We start from the raw sequence: 18,990 nt of genomic DNA on the forward strand, positions 1-18,990 counted from the left end.
CATGATACATTTGATATTTTACACCAACTTCAAAGCTTTGTAACTGCTCATTAGATAATGTTTTCTTCAAAGCATGAGCTCCAAAAGCGCCAAAGACCACTGCTAGCATTCCAAAAATAGCACCAGTGGCAATTATAATTTGTTGTGTCATTACATTAAGTTTTAGTCGTTATTTTATTTGTAAACCACAGGGATAATCTCTCCCTTCGCCAGGCAATATTTCTCTATGTTTTCTTCGGAAAGTGTAGCGGTGTAATCTACTTCGTCAACTTTAAATCCAATACTTCTAAGCTTATCAAAATAGTCACGACCATAAACCCGAACATGGTCGTATTGACCGAAGATTCTCGCACGCTCTTTTGGGTTTGTGATAGAATTGTCTTCAAATGAGGATTCTCTAGATAAATCTTGCGGAATTTGAAACACACCATAGCCTCCAGGTTTCATAACGCGATATAATTCTTGCATCGCTGTTGTGTCATCGGGAATGTGTTCTAATACGTGATTACATAAAATAATATCATAGCTATTATCTTCAAAAGGCAAATCACAAATATCTGCTTTAACATCAGCAATAGGTGATAGCAGATCTGTTGTTGTGTAGTCTAAGTTTTTTAGTTTTCTAAACCGTTTTAAGAAGCACTGTTCTGGAGCGAAATGAAGTACTTTTTTTCTTTCAGTTAAACTTTCCGAAGAGAAAAAATTAGTTTCATTCTGTAAATACAACCATAATAACCTGTGACGCTCTAAACTTAATGTTGCTGGTGAGAGGACGTTATTTCGCTGATTTCCGTAGCCATAAGGCAGAAATGATTTGAAACTTTTATCGCTAATTGGATCTGTAAAGTTATTTCCTCTTAAAAAAAATGCTAAAATAGGACGAACTATATAGCTTAGCCTAATCAATATTGGTCTTGGAACTGTGTTTAGGATTATTTTAAAGACTTTCTTCATCAATACTTAGAGTACTAATGCTTCCTTCCTAAACTCATCTTCATCTGTAGATGTAATCCCTAAAGCTTCGTGCACATAAGCAAACGTCGATAAAATTTCTGGTTTACCGTCTACAAGAGCGATATCGTGTTCAAAATGTACACTAGGTTTCCCGTCTTGGGTTACAATAGTCCAACCATCTTTAAGTTGTCTTACTTTATGAGTTCCACCATTAATCATTGGTTCAATTGCGACGACCATACCATCAATGAATTTTTTACCACGACCTCTGCGACCATAGTTTGGCATTTCTGGATCTTCATGCATTACACGACCTAGACCGTGACCAACAAGTTCTCTAACAACTCCATAACCTTGTGCTTCACAATGTTGTTGTATTGCAAAACCAACATCACCAACTCGATTTCCAACTTTGAATTCTCTAATACCAACGTATAAAGATTCTTTTGTGATTTGTACTAGTTTTTTAGTTTCGGGAGCAACCTCTCCAATTTCAAAGGTATAAGCGTGATCACCATAAAATCCATTCATTAGTGCACCACAGTCTATAGATACAATATCACCGTTTTTAAGTGGGATGTCTGTTGGTAATCCATGAACTACAGCTTCATTAACACTGCATAATAAGGTTGACGGACAATCATACAATCCCAGAAAACCTGGTATTGCACCTTGTGCTCTTATAAAATCTTCACCAAGTTTATCTAAATGTTTAGTTGTAACACCTTCTTTAACTTCTTTGGCAAGCATGCCTAAAGTTTTAGATACTACTAGCGCACTTTGGCGCATTAACTCAATTTCTTCTGTTGTTTTTACTATAATCATGTTTAAAAAATATGGCCAAAGGTACTTAAATTAAAAACTAATATATTTTTTGAAATATGATAATTTACATACTTTGAGAATCAATTGATCTGTAAATTTGCATTTTGTAATAAAAGAGAAGAATCCATGTATCTATTTTTCATCTGCATGGTTATTGTTCATTGGGTGTTTCTGTTGAAGCAACTTTAGCAGCTATTGATAATACGCGTTTTGAACTAATAGGAGATAATTAAATTAACGCTTTAAAAAAGAAAAGAAGCCTTTTTTTTGTTTAGTGGTACTCATAGTTGGTTCTTCTTTAGTAATAAGTTGATAAACTTCTCCCCAGCCTAAGACGCCACCAATATTTCTATCGTCTATATAAATATCTGCATAGATTTTTCTACTCACTGAATTGTCATATTTTTCTTCAGGGAAACTTTGGTTTACTGCGTAAAATATGATGCCGTTATCTTTGCAAAAGTCCACAGCTTCGTCTAGTTTTGAACCACTTCTGTAGGTCCAAAGAATAACCCTATGACCATCTTGTTGAAGACGTTTCATCGTTTCAAAAGCGAAAATACGAGGCTTGCCTACTTTTGGAAAAGCATCCTCAACTATGGTTCCATCAAAATCGATGGCTATGACAAGTTTATCTTGAAAATTCATTAATGAGTTTTTTAAGATTCAAAAATACAATTTTTAGATTCTAATTATACTAAAGAATGTTGGGTCATTACTGCTGGTTGTTCTATTCCCATCAGTTTTAATATGGTAGGAGCGATGTCTCCTAAAATACCATCTTTAATTATCGGTTTTTCGTTATCAATTAAAATTACAGGAACCGGATTAGTCGTATGTGCAGTATTTGGTGATCCATCTGGATTAATCATCGTTTCGCAATTCCCATGATCTGCAATTAAGATAGTGGTGTAATTATGATCAAGAGCAGTTTCGATAACTTTTTTAACACAAGTATCAACAGCTTCACAAGCTTTTATTGCAGCGGTCATAACTCCAGTGTGACCAACCATATCGCCATTAGCAAAGTTTAAACATACAAAGTCAACTGCTCCTTTTTTAAGTTCTGGGATAAGCACATCTGTTAACTCAAAAGCACTCATCTCTGGTTTTAAATCGTAAGTAGCGACTTTTGGTGAATCTCGTAATAGTCTGGTTTCGCCTTTAAAAGGGGCTTCTTGTCCGCCAGAAAAGAAAAATGTTACGTGTGGATACTTTTCAGTTTCTGCAATTCTAATTTGTGTTTTGTTATTTCGTGATAATATTTCACCTAATGTTTCGGTCAAATTATCTTTATTGAATACTACGTTTATACCTTTATAGGAATCATCATAATTAGTTAAGGTTACAAAATGTAAATTTAACTTATGCATATTTTGCTCGTGGAAATCATTTTGAGATAACGCTTCAGTTAGCTCACGACCACGATCTGTTCTAAAGTTGAAAAAGATAACGACATCTCCATCTTTTATTTTAGCAAGAGGTTGATGATGATCATCAACCATGATAATTGGTTTTATGAATTCGTCGGTGATATTATGGTTGTAATTATTTTTAATACTTTCAGGAGCATTTTGAGAATGCTCTCCAATACCATTGACTAAAGCGTCATAAGCCAATTTAACGCGTTCCCAACGTTTGTCCCTATCCATCGCATAATAACGTCCCGTGACAGAAGCAAGTTTGGTAGGCGTGTTTTTTATATGAGCTTCTAAAGAGGTAATAAATCCAAATCCAGATTTAGGATCTACATCTCGACCATCTGTGAATGCATGAACATAAGAGTTTTTTATTCCGAAGTTATTAGCAGCATCTACCAATCCAAATAAATGATGGATATGAGAGTGAACGCCACCATCACTCACTAACCCTAAAAAATGTACAGGCTTATTATTGTCTTTTGCATATTGAAAAGCATCAACAAGTGTTTGCTCATTTTTTAAGGTATCATTTTTTACCGCTAGATTTATTTTTACTAAATCTTGATATACAACTCTACCAGCTCCAAGATTCATATGACCCACTTCACTATTTCCCATTTGTCCTTCTGGTAAGCCAACGTGTAAACCGTCGGTTCTTAAAGTAGCATGAGGATAATTGTGATAAAGTGAATCTATAAATGGTGTTTTGGCATTATCAATTGCAGAAACTTTTGGGTCTGGAGACATTCCCCAACCGTCAAGAATCATTAAAATAACTTTCTTATTCATAATAACGAGTTTTAATAAAAATCAAAGATAAAAGTTTAATGGTGCATATCTATAATTGAGATTATAAAATATGATTAATTACCGTTTTGTTATTTAATTATTTAGCGATTGTAAGTGGGTCAATCTTGTTTTTGATACAATTAACTTGTTTGTTTACAAATAGTTAAAAAAATGTTAATAGGGTTTTTATGTGTAACAGGGTTTAAGTTATGTCGTCTTTTAAGTATGAACTGGTTTAAGTCAGTTCAAAATCAAAAAACATAAATCAATTAATTTAAAATCTTTCATCATGAAAAAATCAGTAGTAATTATTGCAATCGCATTAGGGTTTTCATTTACAACCATCCATGCAACAAATGACATTGTAACATCTTCAACTTTTGAAACCGTAACAAAAAGGGCAGTAAATCCATTTTGTATCTCTATTGTAAAAGGAGATTTGGATACCGTAAAAAAACTTATTGAGTTAGGACAAGACGTCAACAAAAAGTCTAACGGTCTAACACCTGCTATGTATGCAGCTAAATACAATAGGCTAGATATTTTAAAACTCTTAGTAGAAAAAGGAGCTAAGTTAAATGTAAAATCTGTTAAAGGGATGACGGCAGCGAAGTATGCCGAATTATCTAATGCAAAAGATACATTAGCGTATATTAAGGAATTAGGTTCTTAACAAAACAGGCTTCTCTTTTAGAAGTAATAATTTTAGTTAGTACATAGAACGCATCTTTTTTAAGATGCGTTTTTATATATAGATGCGCTCTTTTTTCAATTCTATTTTTTAGATTTGGTGGTATGTCAATTCGCAATTGTACTATTTGTGAAATACTGGAGAAACCAATATTTTATTCTTCTGTAGATATCATAAAAATCAGCTGTATACCAATAGTATTTGGATTTAATTGTTGTTAACTAAAGTGCTTTTACGACAAAATAATAATACTAGCGTCATGTCGATTAGTAGTTTTATTTTAAATTAATTCTTCGAATGGCTGCACTAATTATTTTTGATAATATCACAAAAGTTCTGGGTTTATATCCAAAATATTTTGGTTTAGGTAATTTGTAATGAATTCCTCAGAAAAATGCTCACATCCCATCAATTGCTCTGAGATGATAATATCTCTCAAATCTAGTTTTTGATATGTTTTTAAATATCCTTGTGATAGTGGTTTGTAACTATAATGCCAAGGTTCATGTTTAAAGCCTTTTCTATTGGTTTTATGTGTGTAAACTAAATAGAAACCAAAAGCCTTTGCATAAGTATCCATCCATATTTTAAATTTTGAAAAACAACCAAGACCTTCAAAATGTTTTGGGTTCAAAACAGTGTTGGGTTGAGGCACATTGCCATCTATTAAGTCAATGTCTGTCGCCCAATGATGTCTTGATGTTCCCGGTATTGTTGAGTATTCTATAATTTTTTTTATACTTTGCTGTTCGCTTAATCCATTATTAATATTGTTCTTGTATTTGCGTTCCCAAATCCTATTTTGGTGTTCAAAGGTCCTGTAGCTGGATACAGTTTGTAATTTAATGTTACTTTTTAAGGCCTCTTCGCTCATTTTTAAAAAGGCATTATAAGCGTCATTTCTTAGTTTAAAACCATCGCCAGATACTTCTGGATTGCCTTTGCCAATTAATTCATTGTAAGTTATATTATTGTCGGAATGTTGAAAAGCTATCTGCGGAAAAATCGCTAATCCCAATCCAATTGCTGCAGACCCTTTTATAAATTTGCGTCTCTTCATAATATCTTTGTCATTACATAATGTGTGCCAACGTTATCTATTTCAAATGAAAGTCCTACGGTTTCGTAGTTGTTTTTTTTATAAAAACCGACGGCAGTTTCCCTGGCATTAAACCATAGTCTTGCAATATGTTTTTCTTCTAGCATCTGCTCACCATAGTTTAAAAGGCGTTCTCCAAGTTGTCGCCCTTGAAATATTTCCAAAATAGCCATACCGCGAAGTTGATATTGTTTTTCTTCGGAAAATAGCTTGTTTTTATTTTGAAGAAACGTAGCAATACCAACCACTTGCGCATCGATATATATGCCAATGTGGATGGTTGTTTTTAAATCATCATCTCTGAATTGGCAATCCTCAATTGGTCGTCCCTTTCGCAACACTGCATGTCTTATGGTGTAGGTTTCTTTGGCTGAAACTTCTCGAATATAAAATTCGTTAGTATAATTGTTTGTCGTCATGAAGTTTTAGTATCTCTCAGAATCAAACTTAATCAAAATTATTTATCTTCACTCGAAATTTATAGCCATGTCTTTCCGATTTGAAATCCTAGAAAAATCTCGTATAAATGAGATCATTCCTTTGATGCAAAAGCTTACGAGTTTTAAAGTTTCCGAAGAACTCCTTAAAGAACGTTTTGCAGAAATGGTAACTCAAAACTATGAGTGCGCTGTTGTTTTTGATGGTAATAATGTAATTGGAGTAAGCGGAATGTGGTTTTCTACGCGACATTATGCAGGTAAAACTGTTGAAATTGATCACATTTATATAGACGATACATATCGAAACAAAGGTCTTGGGAAAGTGTTTTTGAATTGGGTTTATGAGTACGTGCAAACGAAAGGCTGCAATACTGCAGAGCTAAACACGTATGTGCAAAATTACCCATCTCATAAATTTTATTATAATGAAGGCTTTGAGATTTTAGGTTATCATTTTTTAAAGAAGTTTTGATTTTGTACTTGCAAAAAAGTAAAGTTATTATATATTTGCGCAAGGAATGCGAGAGTAGCTCAGTTGGTAGAGCGTCAGCCTTCCAAGCTGAATGTCGCCAGTTCGAACCTGGTCTCTCGCTCTAAAATCCTTGTCAATACGACGAGGATTTTTTTGTTTGCCACGAGTGCATGAATAATTTATTTCAAAACTATTATTTCAGTCCATGCAATTCACTCCCAGTCTCAATCTCATAAGGTGCTTTGCCATACTCAAAAATACGCGCGTCTAATGTGCCTTTTAAGCTAATTGTGTCTCCTTTGACTTCTAGCCAACTACCTTCTCTAATACCAACAACAGGCTGTGTATTGAATTTGTGAAACTCCTTAATTCTGGTTTCGCGTGTTTCTCCCATATGCTTACTGGTTGGGTCTGGGTCTAAATAATGCGGATTGATATTAAAAGGAACAAAACCAAAGGTTTTAAAACTTGGTGGATATACAATTGGCATATCATTAGTCGTGTTTATTGTGAGTCCGCAAATATTACTTCCAGCACTAGTGCCCAGATAAGGCGTTCCGTTCTTTACTTCTTTTTTTATTGTATCAATAAGACCATTTTTATATAATTGATTCACTAAAACAAAGGTATTGCCTCCACCAGTAAAAATTCCTTTAGCCTCTTTAATAGCTTCTTTTGGGTTGGCACATTCATGAATGCCTTTGACTGTTTTGTCAATCTTATTAAAAGCTAAACGGACATTTTCTGTATAGTCATCGTGTGTTATTCCGCCAGGTCTTGCGTATGGTATGAATAAAATTTCAGAAGTGTTTTTAAAAAAAATACTCAGTTCTTCTAATAGGTACTCTAAAGGTTTCCCTCCATGTAGAGTTGACGTGCTTGCGATAATTATATTTCTCATTAATTACATTTTTTTGTAAATTTATATAAAGTGTTAATTTAACAAAAGTTTAGTTGCATTTTATTAATTATTTAAGCTTTCAAATACGTTCTTTACGTAACTAAACCATATGCTATGAAAAAACTACTACTAGTACTCTTACTCGCTGTATCATTTACCGTGACATCACAAATATCAAAACGCGTCATTGTTGATGGGAAAATTATTGTTGAAGGTCAAGATGTTGATGCCATTACGGTATTCAATATTGCTACAAAAAAAGGCGTGATTACAGACGAAAATGGAAAGTTTACAATAGAAGTCGGCTTAAACGATTTAATAGAATTTAGGGCATTACAATATCAAAATTTTGATTTACGTGTTAGCGAAGCTATTATAAACTCTAAGCGTATACGTGTTTTTTTAATTGAAGAAATAAATAAATTGGATGAGATTTTAGTACTCACTAAAGGGTTATCGGGAGATTTACCAAACGATGTGTCTACAGTAAAGACGTTTAATCCTAAATTAGATGCACTTTACTTTGGGATAAAAAACAGCGACGAGTACGAGTTTTTAGACGATCCTCGTTCTGGTATTGAAAATGAAGCAATGCATTCACAATCTACAACTATGGTTAATGGGTTAAATATTGTGAATGTCGTGGACCAACTATTACTGCCATTATTTAGGTCTAAAGTAAAAGATAAAGAGACATCAGGAGTGCCAGATGTACCAGTGAGTTCTGTGAAATATTACTTTGGATCAGAATTTATTATTGATAACTTTAAAATTCCTGCGCATCGTGTTGAAGAGTTTATTCAATATGTTGAAAACGATGAAGGATTTGATTTTACACTCCTAAATTATGGAAAGGAGTTAGAGTTTTTAGAGGTTCTTTATAAGAAAAGTCAAGAATTTTTAAAAATTAATAGTGATAAAGAGTAACCCCTTTATTTTTTTATTACTTATTTTATGTTCTGCGGAAATAGCTGCTCAAACAAAAGACATCAAGGGTAAGGTTATTGCTAGTGGTGACTTGGTTGGTATTCATATAATAAACAAAACAGCGAGTAAGTTTGCAATAACAAATAATCAAGGCGAGTTTGTGATACCAGCAAAATTAAACGATACATTAATGGTTTCGGGTGTGCAATATGTGCTAAAAGAAATTTTGATAACAGATATCATAATGCAAACTAAAGCGGTTAATGTTAATCTTGAAGATAATGTCACCCTATTAGACGAAGTTGTCGTTGGTAAGATTTTAACCGGAAGTTTAATGACAGATATTGAGAATAGTGACGCTAGACGAGAACTAAATTTCTATGATTTGGGTATTCCTGGTTACTCAGGGCCTAAGAAAACACAAAGCGAAAGGCGTTTGTTTGAAGCACAAACAGGAGGGGGGATTGTGCCTTTAAATCCACTGATTAATTGGATATCTGGTCGTACCAAACGTTTAAAAGAGCAAATTGAGCGTGAAGAGTTAGGGCTAGCCATTGAAGAGGCTAAAGCAAAATTCTCTCAGCTAATTTTTAAAGAGGGTACATTTAGTGAAACGATACAAACTGAGTATTTTTATTTTTGTGGCGATGATCCATCTTTTAAAGAATTGAGTGATTTAGGTAATGACATTATGACCTTGCAATTTTTGAAAGACAAATTAGAAGCTTTTAAAATTCACATTGAAAACGATTAATAATATATTAGCTATTCTTCTTACGCTATTGACGTACTCGTATAGTGTTGCACAGTCTATTAATGTAAAAGGTGAAGTTTTAGCAAGTTCAGAGGTGGGAGGTGTTCATATACTCAATATAACGGCTCAAGAATTTACGATTACTAACGACAGAGGCAAATTTATTATACTTACAAGATTAAATGATACTATTCTTATTTCGAGTATACAGTATATTCCTCAAAACATTGTTATCACAGAAACCATTTTAAAACTAGAATTCCTTTCTATTACACTTGATGATCGTGTAAATGAATTAGATGAAGTTGTTGTAGGTAAAGTGCTTACAGGAGATTTGCTTTTAGATGTTGGAAATAGTGATGCTAAACGAGATATTAATTTTTATGATGTTGGGATTCCTGGTTATAGGGGTAAACCTAAAACACAGAAAGAGAGAAGACTCTATGAAGCAGATGCTGGGAAATCTGTTATAATTGCACCATTGTTTATAGCGATTAATGTCCATAAAATTTTGAATAAAATTTCTGGACGTACCAAAAAGCTTACAAATGCGGTGAAGTTAGAAGAGCAATTTAATTGTATGGATAAAGTTAAATCTAAATTTTCAAAATTACTCTTTGCTAACTATGAACTTGAAAACTATTTGAAATTGGAGTTTTTCTACTACGTAGCCGAAGATCCTAAATTTGAAAGCCTTTGCAAATCTGATAATGATTTTGAAACCTATGAGTTTCTGCTTCAAAAACTCTATTTAACTAATATAGAGAATTTAGAATCTAGAGATTAATTGGCTTAGAGTTTATTAACACTTTTTAAGAATAAAAATTTTTATAAAATTGTTACATTTACATCTTATTGATTGATATGAATTCTATAAAAGTCATTTTATTAGCTGTTATTTTTCCCTTTTTTTTATCTGTCGCACATAAATATTATGTGAGTGTAACGCAGATAGAATACGTTAAAGAGAAAAAATCTCTTCAGATAATTACAAGAATTGATGTTGATGATCTAGAACTTACTTTACAAGAGCGCTTTGATAAGACTATCAATTTGACAACGATGGATGAAATAGCGACGGTGGATGAATATATCAAAAAGTATTTAAAGCAAAAGTTCGAAATTAAAATTAATACTAAAGAAGTTGTCTTAACTTTTGTAGGTAAGGACTATGAAAACGATCAAGTTGTATGTTATTTGGAAATTGAAAATGTGGAGGATATAAATACTATTGAAATAAGCAATACTGTTCTTTTTGATTTATTTCCGAAGCAAAAAAATATCGTTAAATCAAAAATAAATTCTAAAGTAAATAACTTAATATTCACCAAAGAAGATATAAAACAATACTTAAATTTTAAATAAATCAACCCTTTAATAATTACTATGAGAATACTAAAATTCCTTTGTTTGTCAATTGCCTTTATCTCATTAAATGTGATGGCTCAAGAACAAAACCAAGAAGAAGCTCGAAAACCTGGTCATACTAACCAAAATAAGTTTAAGCAGCTCTATGATGAATTTGCCACACCAAATATGTTTAGAACAGGGTCTGGAGCACCGGGTCCAGCCTATTATCAGCAACAAGCAGACTATAAAATAGATTTAGAAATCAATGATGAAACTGCGGTATTAAGCGGCTATGAAACTATTACGTATACTAACAATTCCCCAGATGAATTGACATACTTATGGATTCAATTAGATCAAAATGTGAGATCAAAAGATTCACCTTCTAATGATATTAATTCAAGTAATGTGACACCAGCACAATCTGCATCTAGATTTGCTTCATCTTACATGAGTGAAAGTTTTGATGGAGGTTTTAACATAGAAAGTGTTACCAGTACAGATGGTAATGCATTAACTCACATGATCAATCAGACGATGATGCGTGTTGAGTTGCCTACAGCTATGAAAACTGGAGATACATTCTCTTTTAATATCAAATGGTGGTACCAAATAAATAATCATGTTACAGATGGTGGACGTTCGGGTTACGAATTATTTCCTGATGGAAACAGAAATTATGTGATTGCTCAGTTTTATCCAAGAATGGCAGTATACAATGACGTAGAAGGTTGGCAAAACTCACAGTTTTGGGGACGTGATGAGTTTGCATTACCATTCGGTAATTTTGAAGTAAATATTACTGTTCCTGCAGATCACCTTTTAGATGGTACAGGAAAGTTAATGAACAGAGAAGATTTGTTTTCTAGCGATATGATGAAACGTTATGAAAAAGCAAAAAAATCATATGATGAGCCTGTAGTAATCTCAACACAGGATGAGGCAGAAGCGAGAGAAAAAGGACGTTCTAAAAAGAAAAACACATGGACGCTTTATGCAGAGAATGTAAGAGATTTTGGATTTGCTACCTCTAGAAAATATATATGGGATATGATGGCTGTTAAGCTTGGAGAAAGAGATGTTATGGCTGTGTCGTTATATTCTAAAGAAGGAAACCCATTATGGGAACAATGGTCTACTAAAGCAGTTGCGAGTACATTGAAATCGTACTCTCGCATGACATTTGATTATCCTTACCATAAAGCGATATCTGTGCACGCAAAACGTCAAGGAATGGAGTATCCAATGATTTGTTGGAACTATGGAAGACCAGACGAAAATGGAAAGTATGACGATCGTACTAAATATGGTATGATGAGTGTTATTATTCACGAAGTTGGACACAATTTTTTCCCGATGATCGTGAATAGTGATGAGCGTCAATGGACATGGATGGATGAGGGTTTAAATACGTTTATGCAGTACGTTGCAGAGCAAGATTTTGGAGAGTGGTATCCAAAAGCATTGTCATCTGGAGATGCAGCATATCCATCACGTCGTGGACCAGCTAAAAATATCACGGGTTATATGGGCGGAAACCAAGATTATATTGCGCCAATAATGACTAAAGGTTTAAATACATACCAATTTGGTAATAATGCCTACGGAAAACCAGCTACTTCTTTAAATATATTGAGAGAAACAGTGATGGGACGTGAGTTATTTGATTATGCGTTTAAGGAATATACACATCGTTGGATGTTTAAACACCCAACACCAGAAGATTTTTTCCGTACGATGGAAGATGCTTCAGCATTTGATTTAGATTGGTACTGGAGAGGATGGTTTTATTCTACAGATTGGGTAGATATTGGATTAAAAGAGGTCAAAAAATATTATGTATCGTCAGAACCAAATCAGTATGCTAAAAACTATGCTCAAAGTAGAAATCTAAATTTAGATGAACTCAAATTGGTATACCTAGTTGAAGAGGGTAGCGACGAGTTTGATGAGCGTTTGCGTAAAGGAACATCTGCAGATAATTCTCCTAGCTTAAAGGAGTATATGATGGATAATTTTACTGCAGAAGAGCGCAAAACAATCAAACAGCCTAAGTATTTTTATGATATTACATTTGAAAAGCCGGGTGGATTAGTAATGCCAATAATCGTTGAGTTTACATATGCAGATGGTACGACGAAAACAGAAACTTATCCTGCTCAAATTTGGAGACTTAATGATAATGAAGTAAGTAAAGCGATCGCTTCAGAAAAGGAAATAGTATCTATAAAATTAGATCCTAAACTAGAAACTGCAGATATTGATACCTCTAACAACTCTTGGCCTAAAGAAGTTAAAGATAGTGATTTCGATAAATTTAAAAATAAAGTAAAGGGGTAGTATACGCTCTAATGCGAGACACAAAAAGAGCCGGTAGAAATATCGGCTCTTTTTATTATAAAAAAGAAAATATATTCACTTATAGTAAACATCTCATTATATTTGCATCGTGATACAACTAGCAACATTTTTATTCATTGGAGCGCCAGAGGTAATATTTATACTTCTAATTGTAGTTATGGTATTTGGTGCAGATAAAATCCCAGAGATTGCTCGTGGTATGGGTAAAGGGATGCGTATGCTAAGAGATGCTACGACTGATATCAAGTCTGAAATTACAAAAAGTGTCGACAAGCAAGGTATAGACGCCAATGTTACCAAAAATATTACAGAGGAAATTAATAAAGTAAAAGACGATCTAGAAGACTTTACGGGTTCTGTGAAAAGAAAGCTTTAGTCATAGTTCTTAAACCTAACTCGCTTTATATTTTTCTACTAATTGTAAGACCATCTCTTATGGGCAGAAGAACTGTTTCAATTCGTTTATCATTTTTTAAGAGTGTATTAAATTCTAGTACTGCTTTTGTTGAGTTGTCTTTCTCGTTTATTGGTTCAATGACTTTTCCATGCCATAATACATTGTCTGATAAAATAATGCCACCTGAGTTTAATTTATCAATTATTAAATTAAAATAGTTGACATAATTAGGTTTATCGGCATCAATAAATACTAAATCAAAAGTTTTGTCTAGAGTAGGTATGATATCTAAAGCATTACCTAAATGCTGAAATATTTGTTTGCCATAATTAGACTTATTGAAATATTTGCGTTGAAAATCAACCAATTCTTCATTCACATCAATAGTGTCAATTTCTCCTTCGCCTTGTAATCCTTCTGCTAGGCATAAGGTTGCATAACCCGTAAATGTGCCTAATTCTAATATCGTTTTAGGGCGTATTAACTTAGAAATCATACTCAATACACGACCTTGATAAGGTCCGCTGAGCATGATAGGTTGTAATATTTTTTGATACGTTTCTCTAGTGAGTTGTTGCAGTAATTCTGGTTCTTCTTCAGAATGAGAAACGATATAGTCATCTAACTTTTCAGGTAAAAAATACATTATCCTAAAATACGTTTAACTAATTTATCTTTAGATGCTTGGTTGTCACCGCATAGCCATTGTATTACATTGTCTTCCCAAATGGCATCTTGCTCAACCTCTGTGATGATTTTACGTTCAATGGCTAAATCTAAAATTTTACCAGGATAAGAAGACTGTTTTTCGCTTTCCATTTCTCCTAACGGATAAGGGTCATCGAGTCCCATCAATACTTGTTTTGAGCCTTGGTTTCTTATAAGTAATTCTAAGCCGCCAGTATCGTGAACTAAAGTGTCAAAAAATATGTTTTTATGGCCTACTGCTTTTCTTGGGTGGCTTTTGCCTTCAAATAAATCAGGCCTACCATCAAAACCTTGAATGCGTCGTCCTAAATTTATTTGTGCTAGCTGTCCGCCGTGAGCAAAGCAGGTACGCATATTTGGAAACTTATCTTGATAACCATTTAAAGTTAAAAAGTGATAGGCGTCAGCACATTGTGCTAGCATCCAAATTAAATGAAAACGCCAGGATGTGTTTTCTAATTTAATGAATTTTTCACCATCATAAGGATGAATCTCTACTGCTAAATTATACTTATTGGCTAATTCAAATATCGGTTCATTTTCTGCATCAAAAATACAACGCCACGTTCCAATAGTATCCATATAATGCGTCGGTAAGCATAGAAGTTGCATCCCTAATTCTTCAACGCATCTTTCCATTTCCCAACAAGCGCCTCTCACGAAGCCAGGATGTACTACAAAGCCACAAGTAAACTTACTTGGGTTTTCTCGTTGCACTTTTGCATTAAAATCATTTTGAAAACGTAAAGCTTGCTTCATTTCTTCAACGCGCAAACCGTTTCCGTAGAGTTGAGATAAATTGAGCACAACAGCATGGTCAATTTTGTATTTTTCCATCCACTCCAATTTTTCATTTAAGAAGAAACTGGAATCTGTAATAGGACGATTCCAATCTTTTTGAAGCATGAATTTTCGATCTTTATCAACCCAAAATATCCCTTTATCTTGCATGAATTGAGGGATTTCCTCAGGATAGGGAAGTAAGTGGGAATGACCGTTAATTCTTAGTTTGCGTTTGCTCATTTCTTATTATTCCCGCTAAGGCCGGAATCTGTTTTAGGTTACTTTTTTCTTGTATCATGGATTCCTACTTCTGTAGAAATGACAATACTAATCGATCTTTATTTTCGTTGGAGGTTGCATAATTTCGCCACAGTTGGGACAGCTACGTTTGTCTTTGTCACTGTAATAATTGTCAAATATTTTAGGCATATCTGTTTCAATATTTTCTACAGTAAAATCCTCTTCGTACAGTTTAGTCGTGCAACTTTCACAAAACCATAATAGCGCATCTTGTACTCCTTTGTCTCTTGGGTATTCAATAACTAAACCAACAGTATTCGCACCACGTTGTGGCGAATGTGGAACTTTAGGAGGTAGTAAAAATATATCCCCTTCTCGTATATGGATGTCTTTTGGTACACCTTCGTCAATGACTTTCAAAATAATATCTCCTTCCACTTGATAGAAAAATTCGGGTGTTTCATTATAGTGATAATCTTTTCTATTATTTGGTCCACCAACGACCATAATTATAAAATCACCGTCTTTCCAGACTACTTTATTGCCAACAGGTGGCTTTAATAAATGGCGATTTTCTTCAATCCAAGCTTTGAAATTTATTGGCGGAAATAATTTGCTCATAATTTTACATTTTTGGCGTTTCTCCATTACGCTAAGGCGACATAGAGTTTGGCTTTCAAGGCTTACTCTCTGCGAGGAGCTCAAACACACCTTTTAAACCTTTAGGTTCACTAACTCAATATGCTAAAATATTAAGTTGTGAGTAATCCCTAACGCAGATTCATCTATTCAATAAAATTAGTAATAATAAATGGATTTTTTGACTTATAATGACTTTGTTCTTCCGCCATCAACTGGAAGGTTAATACCATTTATATATCCAGCACGTTCACTAGCTAAAAATGTAATGGCATCTGCTAACTCTTGAGGCCTTGCAAATCGTTTTGCAGGCACAGCATTTTTCATAGCATTTGCTGCTTCTTCTTCAGTATTACCAGTTTTTGCCGATTTGTTTTTTATGATTTCAGTTAATCGTTCTGTTCCCGTAGCTCCAGGAAGCACATTGTTTACAGTAATTCCATATTGTCCTAATTCGTTAGCTAAAGTCTTACTCCAATTCGCTACAGCGCCACGAATAGTGTTACTCACACCTAAACCGTCTAATGGTTGCTTCACAGATGTTGAAATCACATTAATTATACGACCATAACCTTTACTTTTCATAAAGGGAACAACGGCTTGGGCTAATACATGGTTACATTTTAAATGCTGTGTAAAAGCACTTTCAAATTCATCGATTTCCGCAGAAAAAACGGGTCCTCCTTTTGGTCCTCCTGTATTATTAACTAATACATGAAACCCATGATTTTGATTCACATAAGCATCCACTTTTGCTTTCAATTCTATAGGGTTTGAAAAGTCTGCGACAATATAATCGTGATTTCTATGTTGGGGTAATTCTGCTAAAGTTACCTTTAGTTTGTCTTCGTTTCTCGCTATTAAGGTTATTTGAACACCTTCTGCTGCTAATGCCATTGCTGTTGCTTTTCCAATTCCTGCGGTACTCCCGCAGACTAATGCATACTTGTTGTTGAGTTGTAAATCCATATTTTCATTACTGCTAAGGCAGGAATCTTTTTTAATTAATAGTTTTTATTATTGACCCTCCGGTTTTCAATTTCCTTACTGAAATTTAACTCACGTTCCTTTGGTCAAAGGAACGTGAGTTAAGTCGTGTTAATATTTTAAATTGTATGCTGCACTCTCAAATTATTTGCAACACAACAATTACAATAAGAGTCTTTTTCGTTTGAGTGTCTTCCCTACGGGAAGAGTCAGATAGGATCAATACTTTATGCAAACATTCTTGGCCTCAGTAAAAAAACGTAATGCTTCAAACCCACCTTCACGACCAACACCACTTGCTTTTACACCACCAAAGGGTGTGCGTAAATCTCGCAACATCCAAGTATTGACCCAAACAATTCCTGCTTGTAATTGGTTGGTCAAATGCATAGTTCGCTTTAAATTGTTAGTCCATAGAGTTGCTGAAAGTCCGTATTTTACTTTGTTTGCCATTTGTAAAACGTCGTCTTCGTTCTGAAAGGGCATCATAGTAACGACTGGTCCAAAAATTTCTTCTTGGTTAACTCTACAGTCATCGCTTTGTACTTCTATAACCGTTGGTTCTAAGTAATAGCCGTTTTCATAACCTTTTACTTTGACTTCATTGCCACCACATAAAACGATTCCGTTTTCGTCTTTTGCGATTTGAATGTATTCTTTTACTTTGTCTAAATGTGATTTAGAGACTAATGCTCCAATATTGGTATCACTTTCTGATGGATGTCCTACTTTTAAAGCTTTTACTTTCTTGATAAAATCTGTTTTAAATTTTTCATAGATAGAGGCTTCTATAAAAATCCGACTTCCGCAGAGACAAATCTGACCTTGATTAGCAAATGATGAACGAACCGTAGTACTGAGCATATCTTCATAATCGCAATCTGCAAAAATGATGTTTGGGTTTTTTCCTCCCAATTCAAGAGATAGTTTTTTAAACATAGGTGCCGCTACTCTTGCGATATGAGCTCCTGTTGTAGTGCCTCCTGTAAATGAAATAGCTTTAATATCTGGGTGTTCTACAATGGCTTGACCTGTTGAACCTCCAAGACCATGAACAATATTTAAAACGCCTTTAGGTAAACCAGCTTCATTACAGATGTCCCCTAATAGAAAAGCGGTTAGTGGCGTGACTTCACTTGGTTTCGCCACGACGCAATTTCCTGCAGCCAATGCCGGAGCAATTTTCCATGTAAATAAATAAAGGGGAAGATTCCACGGTGAAATGCATCCTACAACTCCTATGGGTTGACGTAAGGTATAATTGACGGCTTGCTGGCCAATGCTTTCATGGCTTTCGCTAGCAAATTGAGTGATCGCATTTCCGAAGAATCTAAAATTACTTGCTGCTCTTGGGATATCGACAGCTTTTGCTAAAGACACAGGTTTTCCATTGTCTTTACTTTCAGCCTCTGCAAAACGTTGAAGATTGGTTTCTAGTAATTCTGAAATTTTAATAAGAATCCTACTGCGTTCTTCTAGACTGGTTTGTGACCAACTAGGAAACGCAGATTTTGCTGAGATATAGGCGTTTTCAACGTCTTCTTTTGTGGAGTCTGGTAATTGTCCGTAAATCTCACCATTTGATGGATTGTAGTTATCTATCCAATTGCCTTTAATTGGGTTTTGGAAATCTCCGTTGATGTAGTTTTTTATTGTGGTCACGAATACTTGAGTTTACGTTTAAAAGTCTTTACAGGTTTTGAAGCCGGTGAGGATTTAACAGTTGTCATTACTTCTTATAAGCCATCACTTTAATTTCTATTACCAAATCTGGATGTGGCAACTGGTGAACAGCTACGGTAGTTCTTGTTGGTCCAGTTGCTTTATCAAAGAATTCTCCATAGGCTTTGTTGTAGCCTGCGAAATCATTCATATTGACTAAAAATGATGTGACATCAACAACATCTTTAAGTGATGCTCCTACTTTGGCTAAATTGTTTTCAATATTTTTTAGAACTTCTCGTGTTTGAACTTCTGCGTTTAAGCGTTTGGTTCCCATTTCGTCTATAATGTCAACACCTGCGATGGTGTTGTCTGGTCTGCGTGAACTGGTGCCAGAAACGAAAATGAAATCGCCAACTTGTTTTACATGTGGATAGGCTCCTCTTGGCGTTACTACAGTTCCTGCGGAAGCGGGAATTTCATTGTTTTTATCACTCATGTTATACTTTTATCTGTCATTGCTAGTTTTTTTTTATTTTAAAAAATCGTGGCAATCTGTTTGTTTAGTTTTCTATTTTATTTCTTCTCTA

22 protein-coding genes and 1 tRNA gene are annotated in these 18,990 nt (G+C 34.3%); 9 read left to right on the forward strand and 14 right to left on the reverse strand.

Annotation, left to right across the window (positions count from 1 at the left end; translation table 11 throughout):
* The 5 genes from ACJAZK_RS05585 to gpmI all read right to left on the reverse strand — a co-directional run.
* Positions 1 to 151 (reverse strand): DUF423 domain-containing protein (locus tag ACJAZK_RS05585; protein ID WP_415223081.1); only part of this gene is annotated, 151 nt, incomplete at its 3' end.
* A 23-nt stretch (positions 152 to 174) separates the two neighbouring features.
* Entirely contained in the window at positions 175 to 954 is a 780-nt protein-coding gene (locus tag ACJAZK_RS05590; protein ID WP_415223020.1) for a class I SAM-dependent methyltransferase, read from the reverse strand.
* A 6-nt stretch (positions 955 to 960) separates the two neighbouring features.
* The gene (gene map, locus ACJAZK_RS05595) at positions 961 to 1,779 is read right to left on the reverse strand and encodes a type I methionyl aminopeptidase (protein WP_028873026.1); all 819 of its coding nucleotides are present in this window, start codon (positions 1,777 to 1,779) and stop codon (positions 961 to 963) included.
* A gap of 234 nt (positions 1,780 to 2,013) precedes the next feature.
* Positions 2,014 to 2,427, reverse strand: a complete 414-nt coding sequence (locus tag ACJAZK_RS05600; protein ID WP_415223021.1) for a BT0820 family HAD-type phosphatase — start codon at positions 2,425 to 2,427, stop codon at positions 2,014 to 2,016.
* 44 nt (positions 2,428 to 2,471) lie between these two features.
* Complete coding sequence (gpmI, locus tag ACJAZK_RS05605) at positions 2,472 to 3,989, reverse strand: 2,3-bisphosphoglycerate-independent phosphoglycerate mutase (RefSeq protein ID WP_415223022.1); 1,518 nt, start codon at positions 3,987 to 3,989, stop codon at positions 2,472 to 2,474.
* A gap of 289 nt (positions 3,990 to 4,278) precedes the next feature.
* On the opposite strand from gpmI, the gene ACJAZK_RS05610 reads away from it, so the two are divergent.
* Complete coding sequence (locus ACJAZK_RS05610; RefSeq protein WP_415223023.1) at positions 4,279 to 4,662, forward strand: ankyrin repeat domain-containing protein; 384 nt, start codon at positions 4,279 to 4,281, stop codon at positions 4,660 to 4,662.
* A gap of 343 nt (positions 4,663 to 5,005) precedes the next feature.
* On the opposite strand, the gene ACJAZK_RS05615 is transcribed toward ACJAZK_RS05610, so the two are convergent.
* Together ACJAZK_RS05615 and ACJAZK_RS05620 are read right to left on the reverse strand one after the other, a co-directional pair.
* Positions 5,006 to 5,740, reverse strand: coding sequence for a M15 family metallopeptidase (locus tag ACJAZK_RS05615; protein WP_415223024.1), 735 nt, complete (start codon positions 5,738 to 5,740; stop codon positions 5,006 to 5,008).
* Positions 5,737 to 6,198 (reverse strand): GNAT family N-acetyltransferase, encoded by a 462-nt coding sequence (locus tag ACJAZK_RS05620; RefSeq protein WP_415223025.1) that lies wholly within the window; start codon positions 6,196 to 6,198, stop codon positions 5,737 to 5,739. Before ACJAZK_RS05620 ends, ACJAZK_RS05615 begins: the two co-directional genes overlap by 4 nt.
* A 67-nt stretch (positions 6,199 to 6,265) precedes the next feature.
* On the opposite strand from ACJAZK_RS05620, the gene ACJAZK_RS05625 reads away from it, so the two are divergent.
* Positions 6,266 to 6,691: a GNAT family N-acetyltransferase gene (locus tag ACJAZK_RS05625; RefSeq protein ID WP_415223026.1), complete on the forward strand. Its 426-nt coding sequence runs from the start codon at positions 6,266 to 6,268 to the stop codon at positions 6,689 to 6,691.
* A 48-nt stretch (positions 6,692 to 6,739) separates the two neighbouring features.
* Positions 6,740 to 6,812 (forward strand) — tRNA-Gly (locus tag ACJAZK_RS05630).
* 72 nt (positions 6,813 to 6,884) lie between these two features.
* Here the strand turns inward: ACJAZK_RS05630 and pepE are convergent.
* Entirely contained in the window at positions 6,885 to 7,592 is a 708-nt protein-coding gene (gene pepE / locus ACJAZK_RS05635) for a dipeptidase PepE (RefSeq protein WP_415223027.1), read from the reverse strand.
* 114 nt (positions 7,593 to 7,706) lie between these two features.
* On the opposite strand from pepE, the gene ACJAZK_RS05640 reads away from it, so the two are divergent.
* The 6 genes from ACJAZK_RS05640 to ACJAZK_RS05665 all read left to right on the forward strand — a co-directional run bounded on the left by ACJAZK_RS05640 (position 7,707) and on the right by ACJAZK_RS05665 (position 13,360).
* Positions 7,707 to 8,519, forward strand: a complete 813-nt coding sequence (locus ACJAZK_RS05640; RefSeq protein ID WP_415223028.1) for a hypothetical protein — start codon at positions 7,707 to 7,709, stop codon at positions 8,517 to 8,519.
* Positions 8,506 to 9,273, forward strand: a complete 768-nt coding sequence (locus ACJAZK_RS05645) for a carboxypeptidase-like regulatory domain-containing protein (RefSeq protein WP_415223029.1) — start codon at positions 8,506 to 8,508, stop codon at positions 9,271 to 9,273. Before ACJAZK_RS05640 ends, ACJAZK_RS05645 begins: the two co-directional genes overlap by 14 nt.
* Positions 9,260 to 10,060 carry a hypothetical protein gene (locus tag ACJAZK_RS05650; RefSeq protein WP_415223030.1) on the forward strand — a complete coding sequence of 267 codons (801 nt, stop codon included), beginning with the start codon at positions 9,260 to 9,262 and terminating at the stop codon, positions 10,058 to 10,060. The genes ACJAZK_RS05645 and ACJAZK_RS05650 overlap by 14 nt, the downstream gene beginning before the upstream one ends.
* Positions 10,061 to 10,137: 77 nt before the next feature.
* Positions 10,138 to 10,638: a DUF6702 family protein gene (locus ACJAZK_RS05655; protein ID WP_415223031.1), complete on the forward strand. Its 501-nt coding sequence runs from the start codon at positions 10,138 to 10,140 to the stop codon at positions 10,636 to 10,638.
* A 21-nt stretch (positions 10,639 to 10,659) separates the two neighbouring features.
* On the forward strand, positions 10,660 to 12,963 hold the full coding sequence (locus tag ACJAZK_RS05660; RefSeq protein WP_415223032.1) for a M1 family metallopeptidase: 2,304 nt from the start codon (positions 10,660 to 10,662) through the stop codon (positions 12,961 to 12,963).
* Positions 12,964 to 13,072: 109 nt separating this feature from the next.
* Entirely contained in the window at positions 13,073 to 13,360 is a 288-nt protein-coding gene (locus ACJAZK_RS05665; RefSeq protein WP_415223033.1) for a twin-arginine translocase TatA/TatE family subunit, read from the forward strand.
* Positions 13,361 to 13,385: 25 nt separating this feature from the next.
* Here the strand turns inward: ACJAZK_RS05665 and ACJAZK_RS05670 are convergent, their stop codons facing one another.
* The 6 genes from ACJAZK_RS05670 to ACJAZK_RS05695 all read right to left on the reverse strand — a co-directional run bounded on the left by ACJAZK_RS05670 (position 13,386) and on the right by ACJAZK_RS05695 (position 18,899).
* Positions 13,386 to 14,027 (reverse strand): O-methyltransferase, encoded by a 642-nt coding sequence (locus ACJAZK_RS05670; protein ID WP_415223034.1) that lies wholly within the window; start codon positions 14,025 to 14,027, stop codon positions 13,386 to 13,388.
* Positions 14,027 to 15,112 carry an amidohydrolase family protein gene (locus tag ACJAZK_RS05675; RefSeq protein ID WP_415223035.1) on the reverse strand — a complete coding sequence of 362 codons (1,086 nt, stop codon included), beginning with the start codon at positions 15,110 to 15,112 and terminating at the stop codon, positions 14,027 to 14,029. The genes ACJAZK_RS05670 and ACJAZK_RS05675 overlap by 1 nt, the downstream gene beginning before the upstream one ends.
* A gap of 87 nt (positions 15,113 to 15,199) precedes the next feature.
* A complete protein-coding gene (locus ACJAZK_RS05680) occupies positions 15,200 to 15,733 on the reverse strand; it encodes a 3-hydroxyanthranilate 3,4-dioxygenase (RefSeq protein ID WP_028873010.1) in 534 nt (177 codons plus the stop codon).
* Positions 15,734 to 15,937: 204 nt separating this feature from the next.
* Positions 15,938 to 16,720, reverse strand: coding sequence for an SDR family oxidoreductase (locus ACJAZK_RS05685; protein ID WP_415223036.1), 783 nt, complete (start codon positions 16,718 to 16,720; stop codon positions 15,938 to 15,940).
* 237 nt (positions 16,721 to 16,957) lie between these two features.
* A complete protein-coding gene (locus tag ACJAZK_RS05690; protein WP_415223037.1) occupies positions 16,958 to 18,400 on the reverse strand; it encodes an aldehyde dehydrogenase in 1,443 nt (480 codons plus the stop codon).
* A 67-nt stretch (positions 18,401 to 18,467) separates the two neighbouring features.
* Positions 18,468 to 18,899 (reverse strand): RidA family protein, encoded by a 432-nt coding sequence (locus tag ACJAZK_RS05695; RefSeq protein ID WP_051229750.1) that lies wholly within the window; start codon positions 18,897 to 18,899, stop codon positions 18,468 to 18,470.
* Positions 18,900 to 18,990: the final 91 nt, after the last annotated feature.

Origin of the sequence: Psychroserpens sp., from assembly GCF_047633235.1 — a bacterium.
Lineage (GTDB): Bacteria > Bacteroidota > Bacteroidia > Flavobacteriales > Flavobacteriaceae > Psychroserpens.

Coding starts and splice junctions, on each gene's coding strand:
- ACJAZK_RS05590 (WP_415223020.1), bottom strand. CDS start 954: ATGAAGAAAGTCTTTAAAATAATCCTAAACACAGTTCCAAGACCAATA.
- map (WP_028873026.1), bottom strand. CDS start 1,779: ATGATTATAGTAAAAACAACAGAAGAAATTGAGTTAATGCGCCAAAGT.
- ACJAZK_RS05600 (WP_415223021.1), bottom strand. CDS start 2,427: ATGAATTTTCAAGATAAACTTGTCATAGCCATCGATTTTGATGGAACC.
- gpmI (WP_415223022.1), bottom strand. CDS start 3,989: ATGAATAAGAAAGTTATTTTAATGATTCTTGACGGTTGGGGAATGTCT.
- ACJAZK_RS05610 (WP_415223023.1), top strand. CDS start 4,279: ATGAAAAAATCAGTAGTAATTATTGCAATCGCATTAGGGTTTTCATTT.
- ACJAZK_RS05615 (WP_415223024.1), bottom strand. CDS start 5,740: ATGAAGAGACGCAAATTTATAAAAGGGTCTGCAGCAATTGGATTGGGA.
- ACJAZK_RS05620 (WP_415223025.1), bottom strand. CDS start 6,198: ATGACGACAAACAATTATACTAACGAATTTTATATTCGAGAAGTTTCA.
- ACJAZK_RS05625 (WP_415223026.1), top strand. CDS start 6,266: ATGTCTTTCCGATTTGAAATCCTAGAAAAATCTCGTATAAATGAGATC.
- pepE (WP_415223027.1), bottom strand. CDS start 7,592: ATGAGAAATATAATTATCGCAAGCACGTCAACTCTACATGGAGGGAAA.
- ACJAZK_RS05640 (WP_415223028.1), top strand. CDS start 7,707: ATGAAAAAACTACTACTAGTACTCTTACTCGCTGTATCATTTACCGTG.
- ACJAZK_RS05655 (WP_415223031.1), top strand. CDS start 10,138: ATGAATTCTATAAAAGTCATTTTATTAGCTGTTATTTTTCCCTTTTTT.
- ACJAZK_RS05660 (WP_415223032.1), top strand. CDS start 10,660: ATGAGAATACTAAAATTCCTTTGTTTGTCAATTGCCTTTATCTCATTA.
- ACJAZK_RS05670 (WP_415223034.1), bottom strand. CDS start 14,027: ATGTATTTTTTACCTGAAAAGTTAGATGACTATATCGTTTCTCATTCT.
- ACJAZK_RS05675 (WP_415223035.1), bottom strand. CDS start 15,112: ATGAGCAAACGCAAACTAAGAATTAACGGTCATTCCCACTTACTTCCC.
- ACJAZK_RS05680 (WP_028873010.1), bottom strand. CDS start 15,733: ATGAGCAAATTATTTCCGCCAATAAATTTCAAAGCTTGGATTGAAGAA.
- ACJAZK_RS05685 (WP_415223036.1), bottom strand. CDS start 16,720: ATGGATTTACAACTCAACAACAAGTATGCATTAGTCTGCGGGAGTACC.
- ACJAZK_RS05695 (WP_051229750.1), bottom strand. CDS start 18,899: ATGAGTGATAAAAACAATGAAATTCCCGCTTCCGCAGGAACTGTAGTA.